The sequence below is a fragment of the Duganella radicis genome, assembly GCF_009720825.1.
GTDB classification, from domain to species: Bacteria; Pseudomonadota; Gammaproteobacteria; order Burkholderiales; family Burkholderiaceae_D; genus Rugamonas; species Rugamonas radicis.
The window spans coordinates 14,145-34,837 of the sequence record NZ_WNKY01000009.1 but is presented as its reverse complement, the minus strand read 5'-3'; the positions used below and the strand labels follow the sequence as shown (position 1 = coordinate 34,837).

Annotated in this window: 21 protein-coding genes and 2 tRNA genes; 9 read left to right on the top strand and 14 right to left on the bottom strand. The window is 55.7% G+C overall.

Annotation, left to right across the window (positions count from 1 at the left end; all coding sequences use genetic code 11):
• Positions 1-200 precede the first annotated feature (200 nt).
• Both GM676_RS10715 and GM676_RS10710 read left to right on the top strand, forming a co-directional pair.
• Positions 201-1,223 (top strand): hypothetical protein, encoded by a 1,023-nt coding sequence (locus tag GM676_RS10715; RefSeq protein WP_155463549.1) that lies wholly within the window; start codon positions 201-203, stop codon positions 1,221-1,223.
• A complete protein-coding gene (locus tag GM676_RS10710; protein WP_155463548.1) occupies positions 1,220-1,675 on the top strand; it encodes a hypothetical protein in 456 nt (151 codons plus the stop codon). The genes GM676_RS10715 and GM676_RS10710 overlap by 4 nt, the downstream gene beginning before the upstream one ends.
• A 58-nt stretch (positions 1,676-1,733) precedes the next feature.
• On the opposite strand, the gene GM676_RS10705 is transcribed toward GM676_RS10710, so the two are convergent.
• Positions 1,734-2,513 carry a hypothetical protein gene (locus GM676_RS10705; protein ID WP_155463547.1) on the bottom strand — a complete coding sequence of 260 codons (780 nt, stop codon included), beginning with the start codon at positions 2,511-2,513 and terminating at the stop codon, positions 1,734-1,736.
• Positions 2,514-2,661: 148 nt separating this feature from the next.
• Between GM676_RS10705 and GM676_RS10700 the strand changes: the two genes are divergently transcribed.
• On the top strand, positions 2,662-2,985 hold the full coding sequence (locus GM676_RS10700; RefSeq protein ID WP_155463545.1) for a helix-turn-helix domain-containing protein: 324 nt from the start codon (positions 2,662-2,664) through the stop codon (positions 2,983-2,985).
• Here GM676_RS10700 and GM676_RS10695 read toward each other — a convergent pair.
• The 6 genes from GM676_RS10695 to acs form a co-directional block, all read right to left on the bottom strand.
• Positions 2,972-3,454, bottom strand: coding sequence for a hypothetical protein (locus tag GM676_RS10695; RefSeq protein ID WP_155463543.1), 483 nt, complete (start codon positions 3,452-3,454; stop codon positions 2,972-2,974). The two genes, GM676_RS10700 and GM676_RS10695, sit on opposite strands and share 14 nt — an antisense overlap.
• Before the next feature lie 537 nt (positions 3,455-3,991).
• Positions 3,992-5,053, bottom strand: coding sequence for a phage/plasmid replication domain-containing protein (locus GM676_RS32570; RefSeq protein WP_155463541.1), 1,062 nt, complete (start codon positions 5,051-5,053; stop codon positions 3,992-3,994).
• 472 nt (positions 5,054-5,525) lie between these two features.
• Positions 5,526-6,164: a hypothetical protein gene (locus GM676_RS10680; RefSeq protein ID WP_155463537.1), complete on the bottom strand. Its 639-nt coding sequence runs from the start codon at positions 6,162-6,164 to the stop codon at positions 5,526-5,528.
• 22 nt (positions 6,165-6,186) lie between these two features.
• Positions 6,187-7,446: a tyrosine-type recombinase/integrase gene (locus GM676_RS10675; RefSeq protein ID WP_155463535.1), complete on the bottom strand. Its 1,260-nt coding sequence runs from the start codon at positions 7,444-7,446 to the stop codon at positions 6,187-6,189.
• Between the two features lie 166 nt (positions 7,447-7,612).
• A tRNA-Ser gene (locus tag GM676_RS10670) sits at positions 7,613-7,703 on the bottom strand.
• Positions 7,704-7,766: 63 nt separating this feature from the next.
• A complete protein-coding gene (gene acs, locus GM676_RS10665) occupies positions 7,767-9,752 on the bottom strand; it encodes an acetate--CoA ligase (RefSeq protein ID WP_155463533.1) in 1,986 nt (661 codons plus the stop codon).
• Positions 9,753-9,961: 209 nt separating this feature from the next.
• On the opposite strand from acs, the gene GM676_RS10660 reads away from it, so the two are divergent.
• The 6 genes from GM676_RS10660 to GM676_RS10635 all read left to right on the top strand — a co-directional run bounded on the left by GM676_RS10660 (position 9,962) and on the right by GM676_RS10635 (position 14,264).
• The gene (locus GM676_RS10660) at positions 9,962-10,555 is read left to right on the top strand and encodes a YqhA family protein (protein ID WP_155463531.1); all 594 of its coding nucleotides are present in this window, start codon (positions 9,962-9,964) and stop codon (positions 10,553-10,555) included.
• A gap of 16 nt (positions 10,556-10,571) precedes the next feature.
• On the top strand, positions 10,572-12,101 hold the full coding sequence (locus GM676_RS10655) for a fumarate hydratase (RefSeq protein WP_155463529.1): 1,530 nt from the start codon (positions 10,572-10,574) through the stop codon (positions 12,099-12,101).
• Positions 12,101-12,931 carry a glutamate racemase gene (gene murI, locus GM676_RS10650; RefSeq protein ID WP_155463527.1) on the top strand — a complete coding sequence of 277 codons (831 nt, stop codon included), beginning with the start codon at positions 12,101-12,103 and terminating at the stop codon, positions 12,929-12,931. The genes GM676_RS10655 and murI overlap by 1 nt, the downstream gene beginning before the upstream one ends.
• 98 nt (positions 12,932-13,029) lie before the next feature.
• Positions 13,030-13,105 (top strand) — tRNA-His (locus tag GM676_RS10645).
• 128 nt (positions 13,106-13,233) lie between these two features.
• Entirely contained in the window at positions 13,234-13,599 is a 366-nt protein-coding gene (locus GM676_RS10640; protein ID WP_155463525.1) for a hypothetical protein, read from the top strand.
• A 215-nt stretch (positions 13,600-13,814) separates the two neighbouring features.
• A complete protein-coding gene (locus GM676_RS10635) occupies positions 13,815-14,264 on the top strand; it encodes a hypothetical protein (RefSeq protein ID WP_155463523.1) in 450 nt (149 codons plus the stop codon).
• 311 nt (positions 14,265-14,575) lie between these two features.
• On the opposite strand, the gene GM676_RS10630 is transcribed toward GM676_RS10635, so the two are convergent.
• The 7 genes from GM676_RS10630 to GM676_RS10600 all read right to left on the bottom strand — a co-directional run bounded on the left by GM676_RS10630 (position 14,576) and on the right by GM676_RS10600 (position 20,687).
• Positions 14,576-14,962, bottom strand: coding sequence for a hypothetical protein (locus tag GM676_RS10630; RefSeq protein WP_155463521.1), 387 nt, complete (start codon positions 14,960-14,962; stop codon positions 14,576-14,578).
• Between the two features lie 140 nt (positions 14,963-15,102).
• The gene (locus GM676_RS10625) at positions 15,103-15,450 is read right to left on the bottom strand and encodes an energy transducer TonB (RefSeq protein WP_155463519.1); all 348 of its coding nucleotides are present in this window, start codon (positions 15,448-15,450) and stop codon (positions 15,103-15,105) included.
• A gap of 71 nt (positions 15,451-15,521) precedes the next feature.
• On the bottom strand, positions 15,522-15,851 hold the full coding sequence (locus tag GM676_RS10620; RefSeq protein ID WP_155463517.1) for an energy transducer TonB: 330 nt from the start codon (positions 15,849-15,851) through the stop codon (positions 15,522-15,524).
• A 104-nt stretch (positions 15,852-15,955) separates the two neighbouring features.
• A complete protein-coding gene (locus tag GM676_RS10615; protein WP_211923207.1) occupies positions 15,956-17,704 on the bottom strand; it encodes a methyl-accepting chemotaxis protein in 1,749 nt (582 codons plus the stop codon).
• Positions 17,705-18,042: 338 nt separating this feature from the next.
• Positions 18,043-19,068: a tRNA dihydrouridine(20/20a) synthase DusA gene (gene dusA, locus GM676_RS10610; protein ID WP_155463515.1), complete on the bottom strand. Its 1,026-nt coding sequence runs from the start codon at positions 19,066-19,068 to the stop codon at positions 18,043-18,045.
• Between the two features lie 33 nt (positions 19,069-19,101).
• Positions 19,102-19,791 (bottom strand): hypothetical protein, encoded by a 690-nt coding sequence (locus GM676_RS10605; protein WP_155463514.1) that lies wholly within the window; start codon positions 19,789-19,791, stop codon positions 19,102-19,104.
• Entirely contained in the window at positions 19,788-20,687 is a 900-nt protein-coding gene (locus GM676_RS10600) for an ABC transporter ATP-binding protein (RefSeq protein ID WP_155463513.1), read from the bottom strand. Before GM676_RS10600 ends, GM676_RS10605 begins: the two co-directional genes overlap by 4 nt.
• Positions 20,688-20,693: the final 6 nt, after the last annotated feature.

Here is a 20,693-nt window from a genome sequence, read left to right as displayed (position 1 = left end):
ACCCATCATGTTGGCACAGTTACCCCAATGTGACAAGCCGATATCCCTTTACGTACTTGCCAGATGACGCATTTTAGGCCGCGAGAGGTGACTGGGCGCTAGATCGGTTTGCTAAACGTCCTGAATTTATGAATTTTACAACGTGAGACTGCTGACATGTAATTTTTCTTCTTGATAATTTTTCGTGCTTGGAACAGAATTTGGCAGAACTGTACGTAAGCTCTCCTACAACCCATATTTTACCTCTTCACTTAAGTGCGCCTATGACCTTCGTTGACATACTGGAAAATCACACATCGAGTCAGGATCGACGCGCGACCTCTCTAGAGCGCTTAGAAATGGTTAGGTCAGCATTTTCGAAAGAACCTCTCTTTAAGAAGAATAAAAAGATTTGCGTTTTCGCCGCAGGATCGTTAGGTCGGCTTGACTCTGGAGTAACTTCTGATCTTGACGTATTTGTTACGACAACGGGTGGGGACGTCGGGCGTTTGCGCGAAATTGAGGTCTTCTCATCAATTATTAAAGTAAATGAAGCACTTCAATTTCCTGCGCTTAGCAATGATGGACAATTCCTAAAGGTTTTCGATATCCCTGGCCATGAGAAAAAAGTGGGGTCAGCGAAAGATGACAATTTAAATTGGTTCACTACGCGGATGCTTTTTCTCTTAGAAAGCAATTATCTTTGCAATGAGAAAGCTTATCACCAGCACAAAACGCGAATCCTTAAACTATACTTTAGAGATTCAACGCAGGATGGCTTTAGGCCCATTTTCCTTCTTAACGATATTCTTAGGTACTGGCGCACGGTCTGCCTAAACTATGAGCAAGCCAGATCGATTCCCGGCAAATCATGGAAAAAGCGAAACTTCAACTTAAAATTTAGTCGCCTTTTATCTGTTTTTGGCACAATTCTGCCATTGATGTTAACCGAAAATGTCACGACAGAAAAAATCGAAGAGCTCTCGTCAATTAGGCCAATGGATCGGCTTGCTATGGGACTAGATCTCTTAAAAGGAGCCGACGATTTAAAACCTCGCTTTTTGGACTTTTTAGAAAACTACGAACATTTTCTGAAAATTAAAGAAAGCATGGATTTTGAAAGCGTAACGGATGAAATTCGAAACGATCTAAAATCTAAAGCAATATTAGTTGCTGAATTCATTAATGATGCGGTAACGCACGCAAGCGTACCAAAAGAATTTAGGCGCTATCTCATAATATGAGATTGCAAACAAAAGAACAGATTCGAGCGAAAATATCGCTGCTCCCTCAAGCAGGTGTGGCACGCTTTGTCGGAGCGGCGATACCTCAGGAACTAATTACCGGCTTTATCTCAACGCTTTGCGCGCTAGAAATGGGGAAGGTATGTTCAGAGAAATATATTGAAAAATATTCAGGGAAATATCATGCGACACTTATTAGCTCGATAGAATTCCCCACGACAAACCAAAAAGATATTTTAAAAATAATAGGAACGGAAGTTGAGATTAGTCCAATTGGTCTCGGCTCTGCAACCGATGGAATAGAGCGCTGTTTTTTTATAGTTTGCGATTCGAATGATTTAGCAAGACTGCGAAAAAAACTTGGCTTACCCGCTAAAGACTTTCATATTACAATAGGCTTTATCAATAAAGATGTTCATGGTGTAGTAAAAAACCGAGAGAGCTTAATCTGAAATAAGATCTTTTGGTCGGATCTCCCGGCCTTCTAGTAAAACTCAATGCCTCAGCTACTTAACCGGGAGAGCATATTATCCGAAGAGCTTTCGACAAATTAACTTGCCCATCAACAAAAACTGATGAACGCAACGTTGTCTCGCGATATCCAAAGGACTTAGTCCACTCATCTGTAACTTCAGTTAAGCACCTGTTGTAAACCGCATTTTTGTTGCGCATTCCACTCGCATTCCATATCTCGGACTTCCAGTTTGCGGCGCTAGTTCGTTCCCAATTAAGATATTTTTCAAGTGTCAATGAACGAACAGTGCCTTTTGCAGGACGGGTCTGAGTTGCTAATTCCCCTATCGACTTACTTCTCATTGAATAGTCGAGGGTGACAATATCAGCCGCATGAGCAGCAAGGAAATTTTGTTGCGCGAGCTTACTTTCATCATCAGCAAGGTTTTGCTGGGCTTCTCCGATAGCTCGATAAGAATCAAACATCGCACCAAGATACTTACAACGAGTAGTTTTGTCCGAATCTTTAAAGATTTCTGTAAACTTACGCAATCGCTCCTGCTGCATGCCTTCACTTCTCGAATCGCTAGTCGAGTGACGTTTCTCACTCTTAAGCAGCTCTCCTGCCAACCTCTCGTTGGAGAATCTCGCTAGTATTCCATCTACGTCTTTATCTTTATAGTAACTGCCAGATTTTAACGTCGCCGCGATACCATCTCTGCATTGTTCCGCTAAGTAGGCTGCGCCGCCTCTCTCAGCCAGAGCTGCCTGTTCAAATACGTCGGCATGAGCCGTCGTCGAAATCATTAAGAGTGCAACTAAAAATGCATTTTTCATCACATTTTATTCCCTTGTAGGACTGGTTTACGTATGCGTAACATGGCTTTCGAAGCCCCTGTCACGCGCCATTTGATGCGTATACACTGCAAATATTAGCAGAATAAGAACCGTCGTTATATAAGCATCAAGCGGGCATGATTGACGCATGACCGATGACACTCCCACTGAAAAACGCAATGCAGTGAGTACCGCACTAGGGAAGAGCCTTAAAGCGATACGGATTGCTGCCAACAAATCACAGGAAACGTTGGCATTCGAAGCCGAAGTGGACCGCACATTCATCTCTTTGATCGAGCGCGGCCTAGCAAACCCATCCGTGCTTACTCTTGCAAATATATGTTTTGCTTTAAACACAACAATGGCTGAGCTGTTTGCCGGTGTAAACTCCTCCGTACCAGCTAGCAGCCACATCCGGCGAAGCAATCGAGCGCAGCCCTCCTTGAAGCCGGTTAAGTCTAGGCTTCGCTAACTCGGCTCCCTATAACTACAATCTCCTGGACAGTGACTGTAAATATAAGTCCTTGATTTGTGACATAGGGAAGATAGCCTCTATGCTGACCTCCTCGTTTTTCACGCAGCTGCAAATGTCCGTTGTAGGCACTGAGAACGGGTTCCGGCGCACTCGGATCAAGACACAACAAGGCAATCGCTTCAAACTGACCAGCGCAATAAATACCCTCTATGCCGACCGCGAGCACCCAATGATCGTATCGTCCGTCTTTGCTACGCCAATTAAGTGCGACAAGCTGGCCAAATTCAAGTGCCTTGGCTGCTTGTCGTATTAAGCTTCTGTGGGTTCCACTGATCTCCTGCGCCTCAGTATGAGGTGCAACCGTATTGATTAGAGCGCGAAACATTGCGCCATCTATTCCGTCAAAGTAGGATTCAACTCCTGCACGCCACAGCAATGCTCCCGAACCGTTCTTACGCTTGAACAAGTCTGCGACTCCGTTCAAGCTTCCTAAAAGAGTCAATGCCATTGCCGCGCAGTGTAGCCCGCATGCTGAGTCCCATTCACCTTGTCGGCAATGCACCTTTATGCCACTCCGCGAGCCGATCTCTGCGCTAGGCTCAAATCCTATCCTCAGCGTAGGAAAGTACCTTTGCTGAACAAAATGGTCGACGGCATTCATTTCTATACCTTTAAACGATGAAACAATAGATTGCACATTTATCATTGCCTAAATTACAATTTTCATACAGAAAAATTGATCGTGATTTCTTTTCGTTAATCCCCCTGCTCTCGCCCTAGTATTGCACCTCTCAAATGCGCTAAATCGCCTCTTAGGGGCATTTAGAATGCGCATAGGGGTGCAACCTAGGTCAGGCGTGCGAAGGATCTCTTACCGCCGCCTTAAGAATTATTGTAATTATATCAAATGTTTTCAGGAGGAAATATTTCTGCCGATAGTGGTGATTGCAAACAAGCTAAATGCCTTGGCTTCTATCACTACAGAAGGAAGCCAAGGCATCTATCAAGAGGAGGAGGGAGAATGATAATAGCGAGTAGCGCGCAGCCAATTTGGAACGCCAAGAGCATTAGAACGGTCGAATATTTCCCCCAGATCGAGGCTAGCTAGCCGCTTGGGTCGGCAGCGGGCCATTGTATCGACTCCAATACGCTCCTTGATCGATTTTGCATATTTGTAGACCGTTGTACGACTGCTGAACTGGTCCATTAGATCCGTCCCGGCTAGCCACAGCCGGTATACGCGTCGCTCCGGTTTGCTCAACGTCCGCAACTCATCGCTGGTAAGTTGACGTTGAGCAAATGAATGGATCTGATAACTGCTCAATTTTTCAAAGTAGAGCATTGACGGGTCTATGCGGCTCCATGCCGATACTTTGTTCAAATTCTGTCTCTTCAAAAATTGAGAGAACAGCTTGATCTCCGCTCGAATTGCATCCCTTGATTCGTCCAGTAGGCGCCGCCGTACCTCCCCTGGCCGCGGCCCAAAACGCCGCTGTAATTCTTTCCATTTATAGTAGATGGAAAGCATGCTGTACTTTGAACGCCTCGTAGGAGTCCATCCTAGCGAGATCCTATCTTCATCGCTTCGATGTTTGCCAGTGCCGTTGTTAGCATCAATAGCGTCAATCACGCTAGTTATGTAACCAGCAGGACAGCTAAAGTTGGCAGTAAGATGAATTTCCAAGAGTGCAACGTCTCCAGATCCCCATGCAGCAAAGTCATCAGCGCGTACCTTTAGGCTCAGTTTTCGAGTCAGTCTATCGAAGATCGTGAATACATAATCGTCCAAATCACTATGCCCGCACCAGTTATGTCGTTGCAGCACGAGCGGTGGACAACATTCAATCAACAACTTTGACGCCATTCCAGTACTGTCTAGACTCCTTGACTGAAAGAAAATAGAACCACCGCCGTCCTCTAGCGTAGTTAGATTTGGCGTTGCCGCCGTTGGCTTCAGTTCCCCTGTTTCAGAATCTACTAAGTACCACTCTTTACCTAGCGGTTTGTGGACGCACGGGCCGAGCACCCGTATTTTGTCTATGTGAACGATATCGCGATATGTCATATTGAGAATGAAGAAAATTCAGAAAGTGAACAAAGGTGATCTTGTATAACTTCGATCTTTACCGGGTTCATCAATGCTTCCCTGCGCCAGCGCCAGAGGACTCATCGAACAGCGCAAGTATCTCGTCGCGACGCCACACTGTCGTTCGCGGCCCCAACTTGATCGGCTGCGGATACCGCCCCGACTTAACGCCTGCCCACCACGTTGAGAGACTAATAGGAAGAATTGGTCCGGCAATCTGCTTCGCACGCAAGCAGTTAGGTAAGGCTGGGGAGGGAACTGTGAGTTTGACCATAATGATCTCCTGTCGTTTGAAGTCGTACCGCACCATGCAGTTACGTACGAGGAGTATCATTTCTGGTATTAGCTGGTAAAGCTACTTAACATCGCATCAAGTAGCCCATATGAAATAAGGGCTGCATTCGCAGCAAGCTGGTATTTCTAGATCGTCGAACGAAATACCAGCTACCAATCAAATTTTTCTGTTCTTGAGGTATCTACGGACGGTCTCCGGCTCAATTGAATTGCCAGTCTTTCGCCCTACCTCAATCGAATTAATCGTCGCAGCGATCTCCAATGCAAGCCGTGCCCTACTTGGCTCGCCCCGATACAAATGGATACCTTTCTCGCGAAAAATTGCGGCTTTCGCCTTTATCATATCGTCGAGATCATGCATCTGCTGCCACCACGGCTTATCCCCGCGTCGAGCAGCGACTGCCGCAGACTGACGGTCGCCATACATAGCGGCTCTCAAAAAAACCGCGTAGCTCTCACCGCCAGCTAGTTCGCTCTCATCGGCCCAAGCTACAAACTCAATTGCCGCCGAACGCGATATGCCCCCATTCGGCAGCGCCTTGCCCTTCAATCTTCCAGCTTTCAAATGCTTATAGATCAGTGCTTGGCATCGCTGAAATTTCTCAAAAAAAGACCATTGACTCGGGAGATGGCCGTACGTGGCCGTAAATTTTTCAAATGCTTCTCCATCATCATGCTCAACTACTTTTAAGATATCTCGTGCCAACGGCCAAGTCGGCGCGGTATCTGCCATCAAGAGCGCCAGCTCTAGGGGCGAGAAATCATCTTTCATAAACCAGTCGTCATACCGTTTCATAGCCTAGTTCTCCTCAGCATTCTTATGCCAAGCGCAGACTGCGCACCATGACCGGCTCGCCACTTGCTAACCTGTCGATGTAGTCAGCCCAATCCTGCATCATTTTCTTGCGCTCCTCTAAGAACGTCGCACGGTCATACGCCGCAGCCACCTTATCCTTCTGCGCGTGCGCTAACTGACGATCAACAACTTCATGGCGATAGCCTAAGTGCTCCTTGATCGTACTCATTGCCAACGCACGGAAACCATGCCCGGTCATCTTGTTCTGATAACCCATTCGCCGCAATGCCATCAAGATCGCTCCGTTACTCATAGGCTTTTCATGATCTCGTTGATTGGGAAATAGATACATCGAACCGCCGGTCAATTGATGTAGCTCGCGAAGGAGCACTAAAGCCTGTCGCGAGAGACAAACGTGATGGTCTGTCATATCGGGGTTCACTGTAAGCTTTCCCCGCTTCATTCGATGCCACGGAACGATCCATTCCCCTTTTTCAAGATCAATTTCACTCCACGGTGTCTCGATCAGTTCGCTAGTGCGGAGGAATATCAGCAGCATCAAGCGCATGGCAATACGGGTCGGCATGTACAGCCGCTGATCATTCCTATCCATCGCATTGAGAAACACAGGAAGATCATCTGCTTGGATCGCAGCAAAGTGTCCTGCTTTTACTGGTTTTAGCACATCTTTAAGATCGGCGGCCGGATTGCGATTCTGGATTCCGAGCTGGTTCGCGTAGCTAAAAATACGTGCGCAGGTCGCCTTGATTCGATGAGCAATCTCATGCGCACCTCGCGATTCGATCTTCCGCAGAGTAGCAATCATTTCCTGATGAGTGATTGCATCGATAGCCCTAGAACCAATCGCAGGAAAAATGTCGATCTCAAGTCGACGAAGCGTGTCCCGAGCCGTACTTTCGCGCCAAGTCGGCAAGCGGTTTGCATGCCATTCCCTCGCAATCTTCTCAAACGTGTTGGATGCACGCTCTTCTGCGGCACGCCTACGCTCTTTTTTCTCTGCACTAGGGTCAATCTCAGCGTTAATTAGCTTCTTCGCATCGAGACGCTTTTGCCTCGCCTCGGCAAGCGTCACCTCAGGATACTTGCCAAACGCGAGTAGTTTTTCTTTGCCTAAGAACCGATAGGACATTCGCCAGTACTTTGCGCCGTCAGGGTTGACCAACAAGTAGAGGCCGCCTCCATCGCTGAGCTTGTAAGGCTTATCTTTAGGCTTTGCGTTTCGGGGTTGGAGGTCGGTGAGCGGAGCAGATAATTTGGGCATTTTTTAGGGTATCAACCGATAGGGTAGAAAGAAATACCCTAAAACATACCCGTACCCCTTCTGCATTTCAAGGAACGTAGCTGGACGAAAAAAAATAAAAAACCCGCATGATCACAAGGATTCATGCGGGTTAGCGGTCTATTTCGTACTACTTTAGATCATATTCTGGCGGAGAGAGGGGGATTCGAACCCCCGATAGGCTATTAACCTATACACGCTTTCCAGGCGTGCGACTTCAACCACTCATCCACCTCTCCAGGTCTTCCCTAATCTCGGGAAGCGCCGAATTATAGCAAAGATTCCCAAGAGTACAAAATTTATCAGGACGCTTCTTTCAATTGCTCCAGAATCGCCGGATTCTCCAACGTCGACACGTCCTGCGTAATCACCTCGCCCTTGGCCAGCACACGCAACAAGCGCCGCATGATCTTGCCCGAACGCGTCTTCGGCAGGTTGTCCCCGAAACGAATCTCTTTCGGCTTGGCGATCGGACCGATCTCCTTGGCCACCCAGTTACGCAATTCCAGCGCAATCTTCTTGGCATCCTCCCCCGTCGGACGCGCCTGCTTGAGCACCACAAACGCGCAAATCGATTCACCGGTCGTGTCGTCCGGCTTGCCCACCACCGCCGCCTCCGCCACCAGCGGATTGGCCACCAGCGCCGATTCGATTTCCATCGTACCCATGCGGTGACCCGACACGTTCAGCACGTCATCGATACGGCCGGTGATGGTGAAGTAACCAGTGTCTTTGTTGCGGATCGCGCCATCGCCAGCCAGGTACATCTTGCCGCCCAGCTCCTCAGGGAAGTACGAGGTCTTGAAGCGGTCCGGGTTGTTCCAGATGGTGCGGATCATCGAAGGCCATGGGCGCTTCACCACCAGTATCCCACCCTGCCCGTTCGGCACGTCATGACCCGACTCATCGACGATGGCCGCCATGATGCCCGGCAGCGGCAGGGTGCACGAACCCGGCACCATCGGCGTCGCGCCCGGCAGCGGGGTGATCATGTGGCCGCCGGTCTCGGTCTGCCAGAAGGTGTCGACGATCGGACACTGCTCGCCACCCACCTGCGTGTAGTACCACATCCACGCTTCCGGATTGATCGGCTCGCCCACCGTGCCCAGCAAGCGCAGCGAGGACAGGTCGTAATTCTTCGGATGTACTTTCGGGTCCACATCCGAGGCCTTGATCAGCGAACGGATCGCCGTCGGCGCGGTGTAGAAGATGTTGACCTTGTGCTTGGCCACGGTCTCCCAGAAACGGCCGGCGTTCGGATAGGTCGGTATGCCTTCAAACACCACCTGGGTCGCGCCCACCGCGGTCGGGCCGTAGGCGATGTAGCTGTGGCCGGTCACCCAGCCGATGTCGGCCGTACACCAGTACACGTCGGATGGCTTGAGGTCGAACGACCATTTCATGGTCAGCGCCGCCCACAGCAGGTAGCCGCCGGACGAGTGCTGCACACCTTTCGGCGTGCCAGTCGAACCCGAGGTGTACAGAATGAACAGCGGATGCTCCGCCTCCACCCACTCCGGCTCGCACACCGCCGACTGGCCATCGACCAGCTCGTGCAGCCACAGGTCGCGCCCTTCCTTGAAGCTGATCGCGCCGCCGGTACGCTTGTAGACGATCACGTCCTTGATGGTGTCGCAGCCGCCCAGTGCCAGCGCTTCGTCGACGATGGCTTTCAGCGGCAGGTGTTTGCCGCCGCGCAGTTGTTCGTCGGCGGTGATCACGGCCACCGCGCCGGCGTCGACGATGCGCTCTTGCAGCGATTTGGCCGAGAAGCCGCCAAACACCACCGAGTGCGTCGCGCCAATCCGCGCGCACGCCTGCATCGCCGCCACGCCTTCCACCGACATCGACATGTAGATGATGACGCGGTCGCCTTTCTTGATGCCGCGCGCCTTCAGGCCGTTGGCGAATTTGCAGACTTTTTCGTGCAGCTCTTTGTAGCTCACGTGGGTGGCCTTGCCGTCGTCCGCCTCAAAGATGATGGCGGTCTTGTCGGCGTTGCCGTTTTGCAGATTGCGGTCCAGGCAGTTGTACGAGACGTTCAGCTTGCCGTCCTCGAACCATTTGTAGAACGGCGCGTTGTCTTCGTTCAGGGTGCGCGTGAACGGCTGCTGCCATTCGATGTGTTCTTTCGCCAGACGCGACCAGAAGCCTTCGTAGTCGGCCGCCGCCTCCGCGCACAGCGCGTTGTATGCATCCATGCCCGATACGGCGGCCTGCGCGGCAAACGCCGCCGGTGGCGCGAAGATGCGGGATTCTTGTGGACCTTGGGTAGTAGTGCTGCTCATGGTGTCTCCAAATGTAGTAGTCGTTTGCTATCAACACTAAACGTGATCGCTTACTGCGCCCTTACAGCCATGCTCATCCCCGGCGGAGGATGGTAAGCCGGACAATTTTACCAATTTTTCATTGCAGCCTACCGATGCGGCCGCCCGGCAGCACGTGTAGAATATCGGCAGTCTTCATAGTCTGCCTCATTTTCAGGAGTTTTGCCCTAATGACCGAGCCTAATCAGAAGCTGCGCCCCCTGCCCGCTTTTATTTTCATGACCCGCTGGCTGCAACTGCCGCTGTATCTCGGCCTGATCCTGGCGCAGTGCGTCTACGTGTTCCATTTCTGGGTGGAGCTCAAGGACCTGATCGGCGCCGCGATGGGCAATGACGCCGCGCTCCAGCACATCCTGCAAGCCGTCGCCGTGCCCGGCGCGCCCATGCCCACCAAGCTGAACGAGACCACCATCATGCTGGTGGTGCTGGGCCTGATCGACGTGGTCATGATTTCCAACCTGCTGGTGATGGTCATCATCGGCGGCTACGAAACCTTCATCTCCCGCATGAACCTGGAGTCCCATCCGGACCAGCCGGAGTGGCTGTCGCACGTGAACGCTTCCGTGCTGAAGACCAAGCTGGCCATGGCGATCATCGGCATTTCATCGATCCACCTGCTGAAGACGTTTATCAACGCCAGCATCTACGATGAGAAAACGCTGATCGCACAAACCGGCATCCACATCGCTTTCCTGCTGTCGGCACTGGCCATCTCTTATACCGACCGCATCACTACGCTGACGCACAACGATTCCAAACACTAACCCCCGCGAGAACACCATGACCATCATAAAGCAAGAAGACCTGATCGAATCCGTTGCCGCCGCGCTGCAATACATCAGCTATTACCATCCGGCTGACTACATCGAGCACCTGGCCCGCGCCTACGAGCACGAGCAAAGCCCGGCCGCCAAGGACGCCATCGCGCAGATCCTGACCAACTCGCGCATGTGCGCCGAGGGCAAGCGTCCGATCTGCCAGGACACCGGCATCGTCAACGTCTTCCTGAAGATCGGCATGGGTGTGCGCTTCGAGGGCTTTACCGGCACCGTCACCGACGCCGTCAACGAAGGCGTGCGCCGCGCCTACAACTACGACGACAACAAGCTGCGCGCCTCGATCGTGGCCGACCCGCACTTCGACCGCAAGAACACCAAGGACAACACCCCGGCCGTGGTCCACATGGAGCTGGTGGAAGGCAATACCGTCGACGTCAAGGTCGCGGCCAAAGGCGGCGGCTCGGAAAACAAGTCGAAGATGATCATGATGAATCCATCCGATTCGCTGATCGACTGGGTCCTGAAAACCGTGCCAACCATGGGCGCCGGCTGGTGCCCGCCAGGCATGCTGGGCATCGGCATCGGCGGCACCGCCGAGAAGGCGATGCTGATGGCGAAGGAAGTGCTGATGGAAGACATCGACATGTTCGAGCTGAAGCAGCGCGGCCCGCAGAACAAGCTGGAAGAGCTGCGTATCGAACTGTGCGACAAGATCAACGCGCTGGGCATCGGCGCCCAAGGCCTGGGCGGCCTGACCACGGTGCTGGACGTGAAGATCATGATGCACCCGACCCACGCCGCATCGAAGCCGGTCGCCATGATCCCGAACTGCGCCGCCACCCGCCACGGCCACTTCGTGCTGGACGGTTCCGGCCCTGCCTACATGACCCCGCCACCACTGTCGACCTGGCCTGACGTATCGTGGGCGCCGGACACCGAGAAGTCCAAGCGCGTCAACCTCGACACCCTGACCAAGGAAGAAGTCGCTTCGTGGAAGCCGGGCCAGACCCTGCTCCTGAACGGCAAGATGCTGACCGGCCGCGACGCCGCCCACAAGCGCATCCAGGACATGCTGGCCAAGGGCGAAGAGCTGCCAGTGGACTTCAAGAACCGCGTGATCTACTACGTCGGCCCGGTCGATCCGGTGCGCGATGAAGTGGTCGGCCCGGCCGGCCCGACCACCGCCACCCGCATGGACAAGTTCACCGACATGATGCTGGAAAAAACCGGCCTGATCGCGATGATCGGTAAAGCCGAGCGCGGCCCTGCCGCGATCGAGTCGATCAAGAAGCACCAGTCGGCTTACCTGATGGCGGTGGGCGGTTCGGCTTACCTGGTGTCGAAAGCGATCAAGCAATCGAAAGTGCTGGGCTTTGCCGACATGGGCATGGAAGCGATCTATGAATTTGAAGTGGTCGACATGCCGGTCACCGTGGCGGTGGATTCGCAAGGCACCTCGGTGCACAACACCGGTCCTGCGGAATGGAAGGCGCGCATCGAGCAACTGAACGTGCCGGTCGTGACTGCCTGATGCAGATAGCCCGCGCTCCCGGCTCCCCCATCGGCGTCTTCGATTCCGGCGTGGGCGGGCTTTCGGTACTGCGCCATATCCGCGCGCAGTACCCTCATGAAGATCTGATGTACGTGGCCGACTCCGGCCACGCGCCGTATGGCGACAAGACCGAAGAGTATGTGGTGGCGCGCGCGCTGGCGGTGACGGAATTCCTGCTGTCGCATGGCGCCAAGGCGCTGGTGGTGGCCTGCAATACCGCCACTGTCGCTGCCATCAAGGCGGTGCGCGCGCGCCATCCCGAGTTGCCGGTGGTGGGCGTGGAGCCTGGCCTCAAGCCGGCCGCGGCCGCCACGCGCAGCGGCAAGGTCGGCGTGCTGGCGACGGCGCGCACGCTCAAGGGCGACAAATTCCTGCAACTGCGCGAGCAGATCAGCGCGGCCACCCAGGCCGAATTCCTGCTGCAACCAGCCGTCGGGCTGGTGAATGAAATCGAGAAGGGCGATCTTGAGGCGCCCGCCATCGCCGCCATGCTGGAAAAATACGTGGCGCCGCTGCTGGAACAAGGCGCCGATACGCTGGTGCTGGGCTGCACGCATTATCCTTTCGTCCGCAGCGGCATCGAGCGCGTGCTGCACGCGCATCAGCGCGACGACGTCACCCTGATCGATACCGGCGACGCCGTGGCGCGCCAGCTGGGCCGCTTGCTGGAAGCGGCCGACTTGCTGCGCCCGGCCGGTGATCACGCGGCCACCCTGCGCGGCTACACCACCGGCGATGCCGCCGCGCTGGCGCAGGCGTTCGCCGATTTGCTGGACCTGAAACCGCCAGTGGAAAAGGTTGACGTTTAAGCCAATCGAAAAAAATGCTGTAATTAAATTTGCAGGAATCGAAACTGGCTTGTATAATTCTGGCTCGTTGTTCAGCACTAGTTGAATAACAAACAGCGGTGGCTGTAGCTCAGTTGGTAGAGTCCAGGATTGTGATTCCTGTTGTCGTGGGTTCGAGCCCCATCAGCCACCCCAAGAATTAAGCGAAAAGCCCAGTCTCCGACTGGGCTTTTTGCGTTTTCAAGCCTGCACATTTGATCCACCTCCAATGCCGCGCTGATTGAAGCGTTACGCTCCCCTCAATGTCCCAAGAGGAGGCCGCCATGCGTCCCATGAGCTTGCTTGACAATCAATTGGATCAATCGGAGCATCACAGTATGGCTACGTTTACCAACTCCCATGAAGCCGCACTCAACGACCTCACGCTCACCGTGAAGGTCATGGAGTCCAATTACGCCACCAAAGAAGCGCTGGCAACACTCAGCGGCACAACCAAGGAAGCACTGGCGACCATGAACGGCAAAATCGACCTGCTCGCCAGCAATCAGCAAGCGTTCCAGGTCCAGGTCCTCCAGACCTTTGCCACCAAAGCGGATCTTGCCAATGTGATGTACCAGCTGACATGGCGCATGGCGGGGTTCACCCTCGTTCTCATGAGCACCATTATCGCCGCCGCACGTTATCTCTAGGCCTTGGACGCCACGGCGTTCAGCAAACTCAGGCCATCGCCGTCCGGCAGTTGCACGTCGAGGCAAATGAAATACCATACCCGCGTCTGCCGTTACAACTTTTCGCCTCCGGTTATTGCCCATTGGAACTAGGTTAACGCTACAATGGAACGGTCGTTTGCATTCCCATGCAAGCCAGCCATACCTCTGCTTATCCCCTGAATTCGTACAAGTCTATGTCACACGATAAACCGCTTAGTGAAGTCAGCACCTATGGCAAAGATACGCCCATAGGCCGCCCTGACACCGACGGCCGCGCCGCCGTTTTCGTCCCTTCCCCCAGCTTTGACGCCGCCAACAATGCCAATATCCGCCTGGGCGCCGGCATCGTCGGCTTCGGCAATCCCGACGGTACGCTGACCGTGTATTTCGAAAGCAACCGCTTCGATGAATCCAGCCTGCACAAATGGGAAAACAAGGCGCGCAAGGCCTACGACCGCATGGTGATGGGCGCGCCCACCGTGTCCAAGGCCAAGCTCAGCGCCAATATGCTGGAGCAGGTCGGCATCATCGATGGCATGGGCATTCACCTCAAGCAGCTGGAACGCCTGGAGCAATGGCTGGCGCATTCGAACGCCCTCGATACCGCACCGGCCGGCCCGGTCACACTCTGGAAAACCAAATAAAGTTGTTGCAAGGATAGATGACGGGCTTTAGTCCTACATGGCGTCGGACATTTGGCTGATGCCGCCCGCACCGCTCCCGGACTATGCTGGAGACATACCACTCCCCCACTCCAGGAGCCCGTCATGGCACGCTATCTACACATCGCATTTGGCGCCTTGCTGATCACGCTGGCTGGCGCTTCCGCTTACGAACTATGCTCGGAGAACGTGCTGAGCCAGGCTTCGATCTACGTGCTGCGCTAAGCGCGGTCCGCAAGAAAAAAATCCCGCTGGCCTTGGGCTCAGCGGGATTTTTTCATGCGGGGGCGATCTTAACGGTGACGATAGTAACCGCGGCCACCCCAGCGGCTGCCGCAGCACCAGCGGCCGAAGGAAAAGTCCAGGCCGATCGATACCGGCGGATAGTAGTAGGCCGGGGCTGGCGTATAGTAGACCGGCGCCGGCGCGTAATACACCGGCTGGCTGACGTAGGTAGTGGTCGAGGTGGTGTAGGCCGGCTGGGTGCTGTAGGTCACGCGCTGCGGCGGCAATTCCTCGGTCCAGGTACCGGACTGCGCCTGCGTACCGGCCGGCAGCACCGAGACGGTGTGCCATTCATAGGGATTCTGCACCTGGGCCTGCGTGTAGTAGGCGGGACGCTGCGTCGCGCAGCCAGTCAGCGCCGCCAGCGCGGCGACTGCAACAACGATAGTTTTCATGGCGGTTCTCCTCATTCCAGATCGTACTATATAAGGAAGCGCGACACAGTTCGCTAGCCATTACAGTTTATTACACTCGTTTATACAGGCGAAAAAAAGGAACCGCGCGCGGTTCCTTTGTTGCCGGGGATGTTGCCGGATCAGTCCAGTTTCCAGGCGTAGTCGACCTTGGTCCAGGTTTCGGCCGGGGCGCCGTCCTTGGTGCCAGGCTTGAATTTGCAGGCGCTCAGGGCCTTGATGGCGGCCTTGTCCAGATTCTTGAAGCCGCTCGATTTCTCGACCTTGGAATCGGCCACGGTGCCATCCGACTTGATCAGGAAGGACATCGATACCGTGCCCTGCTCTTCATTCATCAGGGACGCTTTCGGGTACTCGGCCTTGCAGTTCTTGGCATCGAACGACGCTGGAACTTCGGCGGCAAATGCTGCCGGGGCACCCGACACGAGCACTGCTGCAACCACACTCAACCAACGCTTATTTGTAGACATCTGATTTCCCCAAAGTGTAAGTATCCATCCGGCATATTGGCCATGCCGGAGCATGGCCAGGGCGAAACTGATTACAGCTTCCAGCTATAGTCGACCTTGGTCCAGGTCTGGGCCAGGGCGCCATCCTTGGTGCCTGGCTTGAACTTGCAGGCGCTCAGCGCTTTCAAGGCTGCCTTGTCGAGGTTCTTGAAGCCGCTCGATTTTTCAACTTTGGATTCCATCACGCTGCCGTCGGTGCCGACCAGGAAAGCCATGGTGACGTCGCCTTGCTCTTCGTTCATCAGCGAGGCTTTTGGATATTCCGCTTTGCAGTTTTTGTCGTTCAGCGAGGCTGGCACTTCACCGGCGAAGGCGGTCGAAGCAACGGACAGGATGACGGCGGCGAATACAGACTTGTTCATAATACGATTCCCAATAAATTGTTATTAACAACTGATTAAACGAACTCCACAGCGGGCCATGGGTCCACAAGGGCGGACGGCAGACTGCGGCAAATTAGAACTGCTTAAAACTCTTCCCACTCATCGCTGCCGGCGGTGGCCGCCGCGGCGACTTTCTTCGGTTTGGCTGCCGGTGCCGGCACTGGCTTGGCGGCCAGTTTCTTCACAGGCGCGCGGGCGGCAGTGATCGGCTTGACCACGGCCGCCTTGACGGCGGGTGCCGGCGCCGCGACCGCATTGCGCTCCTCACCTTCCACCAGCTTGAAGATGCTGACCACGCGAGCGAGCTCGCCAGCCTGATCCTGCAAGCTTTGTGCGGCGGCGGCGGCTTCTTCCACCAGCGCGGCATTCTGTTGGGTCATGCTGTCCATCTCGATGATGGACTGGTTGACCTGGGCGATACCAGCGCTCTGTTCCTGGCTGGCGTTGGCGATTTCGCTCATGATGTCGGTCACGCGGCGCACCGAGGACACCACTTCATCCATGGTCACGCCGGCCTGGCCGACCAGCTTGGTGCCGGCGCCGACTTTCTCGACCGAGTCATCGATCAGCGCTTTGATTTCTTTTGCGGCGGCGGCGCTGCGCTGCGCCAGGTTACGCACCTCCGACGCCACCACGGCGAAGCCGCGGCCTTGTTCGCCGGCGCGGGCCGCCTCGACAGCGGCGTTCAGCGCCAGGATGTTGGTCTGGAAGGCGATGCCATCGATCACGCCGATGATGTCCACAATCTTCTTGGCCGAGGCGTCGATCGAGCTCATGGTGTCGACCACTTCCGACACCACCTGGCCGCCGCGGATCGCCACGTCCGACGCGGCCGATGCCAGCTGGTTGGCTTCACGGGCGTTGTCGGCGTTTTGCTTCACGGTCGAGGTCAGCTCGTCCATGGCCGAGGCGGTTTTCTCCAGCGACGACGCCTGCATTTCGGTACGCGACGACAGGTCGACGTTGCCGGCGGCGATTTCACGCGAGGCGGTGCCGATGGTCTCGGTGCCGGTGCGCACCTGGCTGACGATGTCGCGCAGGCTGTCGCGCATTTCGCGCATTTCCGAGACCAGGCTGTCCTTGGCGGCGCCCGAGGTGTCGATCGAGATCGCGAGGTCGCCGTTGGCGATGCTGCCGGCGATCGAGGCGGTGTAGTCAGGCTCGCCACCCAGCTGTTTCAGCAGGCCGCGGGTGATCACCAGCGCGGCGGCCACCGAGATCGCCACCGCCAGCAAGCCCATCACGACCATGAAGGTGCGGGCGCTGGAGAAGCCGCTCGCCGCCTCCACCTGCATCTGCGCATTCATCTTGTCTTCCAGCGCGCCCAGTCGCTCCAGGCCTTCCGTCCATTTTTTCTGCGCCGGACGAATTTCCTTCACCAGCACGCGGGTCGCCTCCTCAGGCTTGCCCGCCAACCACAGCTCGGACGCCTTGGCGATCGCCGGCATGGCAAGCGCTTCCGCTTCCTTGATGCTGCCCAGCAGCGCTTTCTCTTCCGGCGTGGCTTCCACCGCGAACTGCGCGCTCAGCTTGTTCTGGAAACCGGCGTACGAGGCGGCCAGTTCCTTGTTGCGGTTCATGTCCTTTTCCATGTCGGCCGGGTCGGCGATCAGGGTCAGCACGCGCAGCGAGTTGACGCGCTCGCTTACGTTGTTGCGCATGTCCACCACCAGGCGCGAGACGACATTGTTCACACTGATCACATGATCCAGACGGTCCTGGATTTGCGCCATGCGCGCGATACCAACGGCAGTGACCGCCACCAGGAATACCAGCACCAGGGCGAAGCCGAGGCCCAGGCGAGTACCGACTTTCATTTTTGCTAAATTCATTTCGTCTTCTTCTTTAGTGACACTGTTGATGAAGTTGCCGTGGATGACGCGTCTTCTGGGCATGCCATCCAAACAAAACCCTTGCTGCTAAGTAATAACCTATGACAGTAGCAAACAATGACTGCGAATGCAAAAATTTGCAGCTCCACCAGCAGCCAGCATGTAGTTTTTTTGGTCCGCGATACACCACGAAAGACGGTGGATATGTGTGTATATTCAGGAATTATAGATGCAAATTTTGCCTCAAAGCAAGCAATTCCTGCCTCAAAAATACGCAAACGAACTTTCTGTAGGGAAATCCCGACAGTCCCGTCGATTCTTCGCTGAAAAGGCTTTTTCTACGGGTTAATACGTAGACGGGCTGCGGCTTCAAGCAGCAAACGGGCATCGCCGAGGGCGAGTTTTTTGGAATCCGACAGGGTCTGGCGGAAGGCGCGGGCGCCGGGCAAGCCGGTCATGATGCCCAGCATGTGGCGGGTGATGGAATTCAGCTTCAAACCGAGCGGGCCGTACTGGGCCAGTTGGGCCTGGATATACGGCACCATGGCTTCCAGCACTTGTTCGCGGGTCTTGGGCGCGCTGGTGTCGCCGTAGTAGCGCTGATCGAAATTGGCCATCACGAACGGGTTGTGATAAGCCTCGCGGCCCAGCATCACGCCGTCCAGGTGCTGGAGATGCTCGTCGATCTCGGCCTCGGTCTTGATGCCGCCGTTGATGATGATTTCGAAGTCAGGGAAATCGCGCTTGAGCTGGTAGGCGTATTCGTACTTGAGCGGCGGGATTTCGCGGTTTTCCTTGGGCGACAAGCCCTTCAGGATGGCGTTGCGGGCGTGCACGATGAAGGTGGTGCAGCCAGCCTCGGCCACTTGGCCGACGAAGTCGCGCACGAAGTCGTAGCTTTGCACGTCGTCGATGCCAATGCGATGCTTGACGGTGACGTCGATGGAGACGGCGTCGCGCATGGCTTTCACGCAGTCGGCCACCAGTTGCGGCTCGGCCATCAGGCAGGCGCCGAAAGCGCCCTTCTGCACGCGCTCGGACGGGCAGCCGCAGTTGAGATTGATCTCGTCATAACCCCACTTCTCGCCCAGCCTGGCGCTGGTGGCGAGGTCGGCCGGATCACTGCCGCCCAGTTGCAGGGCGACCGGATGCTCTTCCTCGTTGAAGCGCAGATGGCGCTCCACATCGCCATAGACCAGCGCGCCGGTGGTCACCATCTCGGTGTACAGCCAGGTGTGCTTGCTGATGTGGCGATGGAACATGCGGCAATGACGGTCCGACCAGTCCATCATCGGCGCGACGGACAGGCGGCGGCTCGGCACAACAGGTGCTGGGTCGGCGGTCGGCGAGGTGATGATGGTCATGTTGTCCACTACGGAATTGATCGGGGGCCGTCATTATACAGCGAAACGATGGCGCTTCGCCGGCAGCAGCGGCGCCAGGATGGCGCCCGCGGCCACCAGCAGCTGTAGCGCGATCACCGTCAGCACCGTGCCATTCCAGACCGCCGCCGGGCCGTAGATGTGCCGCGCGACCGGTTCCAGATAAGCCACGGTCCACAAATAGGCCGAGGTACCCAGCTCAAACAGCAGGATCGACAACACGGTGGCCGGCAGCGACTGGAACAGCAGGCTGCTGCCGAGGATGCAGGTGTAAGCGACAAACACGCCCAGGAACACCATGGTGAGGAACGGCGCCGCGCCCGGCGGGAACAGGCCCAGTCCGAAACACAGGTAGAACGCCATGGCGCTCACCAGCAGCCAGAACACGCTGAACAGCGGCACATTGACCAGCAGCTTGGCCTGCGCGTACTGGCGCGCCGTCACCGGCAAGCTCATGATGAAAGACTGGGTCGCCTTTTCCCTCTCGAACACATTGGTCTTCATCAGCACCACGATGCCGCAGGTGGCGGCCGGCCCGACCAGCAGCAGGAAGCCGATATTCACCAGGGCCCAGTGCGGCAAATGGCCGCGCAGCAGCGGCACCAGGCCGATCGCCAGCAAGCTGATCAGGCCGAAGGCGAGGATGATGCGACGGTTCAGCATGAAGTCCTTGCGCACCAGTTGCGGAATGATGGAGGTCTTCATTGTGCGAACTCCGCCTTGGCATGCTTCACATTGGCGAGGAAGATTTCTTCCAGCGTCAGCCGCTCGACCGCCTGCACGGCCAGGCCGGCGCCGCTCAGCCGCGCCGGCAACGACTCGTCGTACTCGTTGACCGTGAGGGCACACAGCCTGCCGCTGTGCTGCACGCCGCGGAGATTGGGCAGCTCGGGCAAAGGCTGGTTGTCCCGGTTGGTCAGGCGCAGCCGGCGCCAGCCATCCATGAAATCTTCCTTGTTGCGCGACTCAACGATGCGGCCGCCGTAGATGAAGGTGATGTAGTCCGAGATCTGTTCCACATCCGCCGTGTTGTGCGACGAGAACAGGATGGAGCGCGTTTCATCCGCCATCGCGTTCATCATTTCGTCGAGCACCTCCTTGCGGACAGCGGGATCGAGGCCGGTGGTCGGCTCATCGAACACCAGCAGCGACGGGCGGCGCGCCAGAGCCAGCAACAGCGTCGCCTTCACGCGCTGGCCGTGCGACAGCCCTTTCACTTTCTGCTGGCGGTTCAGGTCGAAGCGGCGCAGCAGCGTGTTGGCGTAGTCCTCATCCCAGCTGTCGAAGATCGACTGGATGAAGGCCATGTGAAAGCCGATGGTCTCGCTCTCATACAAGCGCATGTCCTCGGCAATGAAGCCGATGTTGCGCTTGGCGGCGACCTGCCGCTCCGGCATGGCGTGGCCCAGCACCCGCACCGTGCCGGCATCCGGCGCCACCAGTCCCATCACCATGCGCATGATGGTCGACTTGCCGGCGCCATTCGGACCGACCAGTCCCATCACCGTGCCCTGCTCGCAAGCCAGGTCGACGCTGTGCAGCGCAAAATGCGGATAGCGTTTGCTGATCCCCGTGCATTCTATTGCCAACGGCAAGTCCATCGCGGT

Excerpts from the sequence above, each read along its gene's own strand:
- GM676_RS10635 (WP_155463523.1), top strand. The coding sequence starts at position 13,815 with ATGTCACACGATAAACCGCTTAGTGAAGTCAGCACCTATGGCAAAGAT.
- GM676_RS10640 (WP_155463525.1), top strand. The coding sequence starts at position 13,234 with ATGCGTCCCATGAGCTTGCTTGACAATCAATTGGATCAATCGGAGCAT.
- dusA (WP_155463515.1), bottom strand. The coding sequence starts at position 19,068 with ATGACCATCATCACCTCGCCGACCGCCGACCCAGCACCTGTTGTGCCG.
- GM676_RS10605 (WP_155463514.1), bottom strand. The coding sequence starts at position 19,791 with ATGAAGACCTCCATCATTCCGCAACTGGTGCGCAAGGACTTCATGCTG.
- GM676_RS32570 (WP_155463541.1), bottom strand. The coding sequence starts at position 5,053 with ATGACATATCGCGATATCGTTCACATAGACAAAATACGGGTGCTCGGC.
- acs (WP_155463533.1), bottom strand. The coding sequence starts at position 9,752 with ATGAGCAGCACTACTACCCAAGGTCCACAAGAATCCCGCATCTTCGCG.
- GM676_RS10630 (WP_155463521.1), bottom strand. The coding sequence starts at position 14,962 with ATGAAAACTATCGTTGTTGCAGTCGCCGCGCTGGCGGCGCTGACTGGC.
- GM676_RS10700 (WP_155463545.1), top strand. The coding sequence starts at position 2,662 with ATGACCGATGACACTCCCACTGAAAAACGCAATGCAGTGAGTACCGCA.
- GM676_RS10625 (WP_155463519.1), bottom strand. The coding sequence starts at position 15,450 with ATGTCTACAAATAAGCGTTGGTTGAGTGTGGTTGCAGCAGTGCTCGTG.
- GM676_RS10675 (WP_155463535.1), bottom strand. The coding sequence starts at position 7,446 with ATGCCCAAATTATCTGCTCCGCTCACCGACCTCCAACCCCGAAACGCA.
- GM676_RS10710 (WP_155463548.1), top strand. The coding sequence starts at position 1,220 with ATGAGATTGCAAACAAAAGAACAGATTCGAGCGAAAATATCGCTGCTC.
- GM676_RS10655 (WP_155463529.1), top strand. The coding sequence starts at position 10,572 with ATGACCATCATAAAGCAAGAAGACCTGATCGAATCCGTTGCCGCCGCG.
- GM676_RS10615 (WP_211923207.1), bottom strand. The coding sequence starts at position 17,704 with ATGAATTTAGCAAAAATGAAAGTCGGTACTCGCCTGGGCCTCGGCTTC.
- GM676_RS10680 (WP_155463537.1), bottom strand. The coding sequence starts at position 6,164 with ATGAAACGGTATGACGACTGGTTTATGAAAGATGATTTCTCGCCCCTA.
- GM676_RS10660 (WP_155463531.1), top strand. The coding sequence starts at position 9,962 with ATGACCGAGCCTAATCAGAAGCTGCGCCCCCTGCCCGCTTTTATTTTC.
- murI (WP_155463527.1), top strand. The coding sequence starts at position 12,101 with ATGCAGATAGCCCGCGCTCCCGGCTCCCCCATCGGCGTCTTCGATTCC.
- GM676_RS10600 (WP_155463513.1), bottom strand. The coding sequence starts at position 20,687 with ATGGACTTGCCGTTGGCAATAGAATGCACGGGGATCAGCAAACGCTAT.
- GM676_RS10620 (WP_155463517.1), bottom strand. The coding sequence starts at position 15,851 with ATGAACAAGTCTGTATTCGCCGCCGTCATCCTGTCCGTTGCTTCGACC.
- GM676_RS10705 (WP_155463547.1), bottom strand. The coding sequence starts at position 2,513 with ATGAAAAATGCATTTTTAGTTGCACTCTTAATGATTTCGACGACGGCT.